Origin of the sequence: Robertmurraya sp. DFI.2.37 (assembly GCF_029211245.1) — a bacterium.
Lineage (GTDB): Bacteria > Bacillota > Bacilli > Bacillales > Cytobacillaceae > Robertmurraya > Robertmurraya methanolica_A.
In genome coordinates this window covers 1-3,299 of the sequence record NZ_JARGEJ010000111.1, presented here as the reverse complement: position 1 = coordinate 3,299, position 3,299 = coordinate 1, and the positions used below count along the sequence as shown (strand labels likewise).

7 protein-coding genes are annotated in these 3,299 nt (G+C 38.8%); all 7 read left to right on the top strand.

Going from position 1 to position 3,299, the window contains the following annotated elements:
- Positions 1–419 precede the first annotated feature (419 nt).
- The 7 genes from PZE06_RS25455 to PZE06_RS25425 are packed head-to-tail and all read left to right on the top strand — an operon-like array spanning position 420 to position 2,871.
- Positions 420–590, top strand: a complete 171-nt coding sequence (locus PZE06_RS25455; protein ID WP_170943526.1) for a hypothetical protein — start codon at positions 420–422, stop codon at positions 588–590.
- Positions 590–799 carry a hypothetical protein gene (locus PZE06_RS25450; protein ID WP_151026297.1) on the top strand — a complete coding sequence of 70 codons (210 nt, stop codon included), beginning with the start codon at positions 590–592 and terminating at the stop codon, positions 797–799. Before PZE06_RS25455 ends, PZE06_RS25450 begins: the two co-directional genes overlap by 1 nt.
- Positions 796–1,380, top strand: a complete 585-nt coding sequence (locus tag PZE06_RS25445; RefSeq protein ID WP_151026298.1) for a RuvC family protein — start codon at positions 796–798, stop codon at positions 1,378–1,380. The genes PZE06_RS25450 and PZE06_RS25445 overlap by 4 nt, the downstream gene beginning before the upstream one ends.
- Entirely contained in the window at positions 1,377–1,760 is a 384-nt protein-coding gene (locus PZE06_RS25440) for a dATP/dGTP diphosphohydrolase domain-containing protein (protein WP_151026299.1), read from the top strand. Before PZE06_RS25445 ends, PZE06_RS25440 begins: the two co-directional genes overlap by 4 nt.
- Positions 1,724–1,933 carry a GOLPH3/VPS74 family protein gene (locus PZE06_RS25435; RefSeq protein WP_151026300.1) on the top strand — a complete coding sequence of 70 codons (210 nt, stop codon included), beginning with the start codon at positions 1,724–1,726 and terminating at the stop codon, positions 1,931–1,933. The genes PZE06_RS25440 and PZE06_RS25435 overlap by 37 nt, the downstream gene beginning before the upstream one ends.
- Positions 1,917–2,366 (top strand): hypothetical protein, encoded by a 450-nt coding sequence (locus tag PZE06_RS25430; protein ID WP_151026301.1) that lies wholly within the window; start codon positions 1,917–1,919, stop codon positions 2,364–2,366. Before PZE06_RS25435 ends, PZE06_RS25430 begins: the two co-directional genes overlap by 17 nt.
- Positions 2,367–2,424: 58 nt before the next feature.
- On the top strand, positions 2,425–2,871 hold the full coding sequence (locus PZE06_RS25425; protein WP_151026302.1) for an ArpU family phage packaging/lysis transcriptional regulator: 447 nt from the start codon (positions 2,425–2,427) through the stop codon (positions 2,869–2,871).
- The last annotated feature ends 428 nt before the right edge of the window (positions 2,872–3,299 follow it).

Here is a 3,299-nt window from a genome sequence, read left to right as displayed (position 1 = left end):
GCAACAGCAGCAGGATATAGAACGTCTAGAGAATCTCGTCGAAACACTTACTAAAACCAATCAAGATTTAGCCGGAGCGATTAACAATATTCAAGAACTTGATTAAGTAAACAAAAGATAGATGGAGGTTCCTATGACGGAAACATGCGATAAGTGTGGGAAGAGCCTCAGTATTGAAAAAAGCGAAGACTTCTTTGTAGAAACGAAGGACGGTAGTTTTATATTTTGTGAGACTCATTATTTAGAGTTCGAAAAGAAAAGAGGTCGAGCCAGTGAGACTAATTAGCTGTAGTGTTTGTTTCAAGCTTTATCCACTTAAACAAACAACAATCGTAAGCAAAAAGAGGGTTTGTCATGATTGCAAAAGTAAGCAAAAAGAACAAGAAGAATCATTTGAAATCAAATAAGGATGTGCTGATATGGATATTTCAAAAGCTACTAATCAGCAACTCTATGAGATCGCAAAAGATGATGGCGCACGAATGAAAGAACGTTATGCAGCTACAAAAGAGTTACAGCGAAGAAAGCAAGAAAAAGCTAATGAAGCTTTAAAAGTAGATATACAAAATCAAGAAAACAGGTGGTTTTAATGGAAAGATGCAAAGTGCCAGAATGTAGAAAAGAGGTGCACGATACTTGGGCGCTTGTGCCACTTTGTAAAGAGCATTATGAGGACATGAAGATTGAAACTCATCGATATTACCACGGCAAAGGTGGTTTGAAAATATCACATGAGGAAAGAGAGATATTTCATTCAATCGCTCATGAAATTCCTTGGGCTAGGAGGACAAGAGTATGAGATTTGTGGGGATTGACCCATCTACTAAGACGGGGTTTGTTGCACTTGATGAAGATGGACAAGTCTTAGTCGCTAAAGAACTCACCGGAGTAGGAAAAGAAGATCCTAAAAGAATGGCAACTCTCATTGATGAGGTCATGAGACATGTTCAAAAGGATGACTTTAATGTGATTGAAGGTTTTGGATATTCTTCTCAACAAGCAATTCAAATGGGTGGAATTGGATGGGGCATAAGAATGGCTCTACTTCGTAGAAAAATCAATTACTATGATGTTGCTCCAAATGCAGTTAAGAAATTTGTCGGTGTCACTGGTTGGCAAGGTGAGGAAGGGAAAAAAGTAAGGCTTAAGGATAAAGAAAAAAAAATCGCTGTGATGGAAGCTGTTCAGGATATTTACGGTTTTTATTATAACAGCGACAACGTAGTTGATGCTTACATTATGGCTAGAATCGCTTTGAATCTATATTTAGCACAACAGACAGGTGCAGTTCTTGCTCCAAAGCATCAATTAGAGGTAATCGACAATATTCTTATTCCTAAGAAAAAAGCAAAGCCAAAGAGAAGAGTGAAGTCGAAATGATTATTAAAGACTCAGGCAACAGAAGAGAATTTGTTACAGGTGCCGTAAGAGATATGCAAGAAGGAAAAGGGCGACTCGATTTACTTCCACCAACTGCAATTTTAAGACTTTCCCAGCACTTTGAAAAAGGCGCAGAGAAATACGGTGAGTATAACTGGCAGAAGGGCATTCCCATTCACAGTTATATAGATTCCGCATTACGGCACCTTATGAAATATTTAGATGGACAGGACGACGAGGATCATCTTTGTGCAGCAACATGGAATTTAGTGTGTGCCATGTGGACAGAAGAGAAGCATCCAGAACTACAGGATATTCCGACTAGGGTGAAGGAGGGTTCCGATTGGCAGGATGGAGAGAAGAAAGACCAAGAAAATTAAAGAAGGTTGTCACTGGAATGAATTCAGGAACAATCGAAAGGGTTATCAAGTCTCATGAGGATCGAGGTTGGGTAAGAGCAAGTGACGTTAAAAAACATGGAAATGGTTTGGGATGTTTAATGACCATGGAAAATAAGAAAAAGGGAGAGATAAAGCATGCAAGTAACCGTTAAGGCTCATTTTAATAAGCAAACTAAAGATAGCAAAAAGGAGCTTGTGCAGTTTTATGTAAAAGGTGAGGACGAGAAAAAGCAGGAACTTAATCAATTAACCCGTGAAGTGGTTGAATTGGAAATCGAGGGTGTTGATCAGAAGTTGACGTGTGAGTTTAGTAAATCCGTAAAGGATAGCAAAAAGACCGTTCTTGAGTTTATTGTTAAAGGCGATACATCCTCAGACCAATCATATAATTTTTATCGAAGAGCTGGCTCTGATGTGACACTCCATATCGTGGAGTCACAAATGAGCATAGATGAGTTTTACGAAGAGCATGAAGGTGTAGAATATACAGTAGATAAAGATGGTACCGCAAGTGTTGTGACTGATCAGATGTCGCTGGATGATGTTTCGAATGAGGACGAGTTGTCCAATGATGAGCTAGAGTAGTAGTTTGCCCTAGGGTAACTCCTAGGGCTTTGTTCGATTAATTGAGGGGTGATACATCTTGAGCTTTGAGCTACCTGAATTAGACAGAAAAGCGACACAAACAAAAGTAGAAGAGCATCTTGAGAAGTATCGCTTATTTAAGTACTTAACATTTGAAGAGAGAGAAGCATCCATTACGGCTAGTCCAGAGGTACGGTATCACGGTCCTACTAATGAGACTGGCGATCAAACAGGAAGTATTGCTATTTATAATGCTGATGAACAGTTATATCGTAAAAGGTTCTGTGAACGCACAGAAAAGGCTGTACAGCGTTTGCCGAAAATGGAAAGGTTTTTGATCGAAGAACGTTACATGAGCGAGGATAGCGAATATTTGACGGATTATAAGGTGTATTGTTTTAAGTTTCAGCCGCCGATAAGCCATGTGACTTATGACAAGATTCGTTGGAAAGCTTTTTATCGGTTGGCTTTAAACTTAAATATCGCTGTTCTCAAGTCAAATTAGTTTCAAATTTCTTTCAAAATTATTTAAAAATGTTTTCGTTTTCCTTTAAGTTATTTGGTGTTAAACCTGTTAAAGTTATATCATCGGGAATTGATTAAGGGAGTCCTTTCACGGACAATCTCTTGGTCAGTTCCTTTTTGTTTGCTAACTCCTTAACTTTGATACTCCATTCCTGGGGCAAAGTCACACGCCAAATGGTGATCACTATCACTTCCTCCTGCAAAGCAGCGATCCCAGTTGTTAAGGAATGGATCGGGACGGTTTGCCATCCACCGCAGTGAGTGATGGCAATTATATATATTTAATTTACTCAACTTTCGCACCTTGAAAATCGACCTTGTTTTAGGTCTATTAAAGCTTTAAGAACAATCAACTTTGTTCCTTGACTATTGCCTTTAAACAAGAAAAGGCACCTGCTTCTTTGGTAT

Bases quoted from the DNA above. Each gene is read 5' to 3' on its own strand.
- PZE06_RS25440 (WP_151026299.1), top strand. From the start codon at position 1,377: ATGATTATTAAAGACTCAGGCAACAGAAGAGAATTTGTTACAGGTGCC.
- PZE06_RS25455 (WP_170943526.1), top strand. From the start codon at position 420: ATGGATATTTCAAAAGCTACTAATCAGCAACTCTATGAGATCGCAAAA.
- PZE06_RS25450 (WP_151026297.1), top strand. From the start codon at position 590: ATGGAAAGATGCAAAGTGCCAGAATGTAGAAAAGAGGTGCACGATACT.
- PZE06_RS25430 (WP_151026301.1), top strand. From the start codon at position 1,917: ATGCAAGTAACCGTTAAGGCTCATTTTAATAAGCAAACTAAAGATAGC.
- PZE06_RS25445 (WP_151026298.1), top strand. From the start codon at position 796: ATGAGATTTGTGGGGATTGACCCATCTACTAAGACGGGGTTTGTTGCA.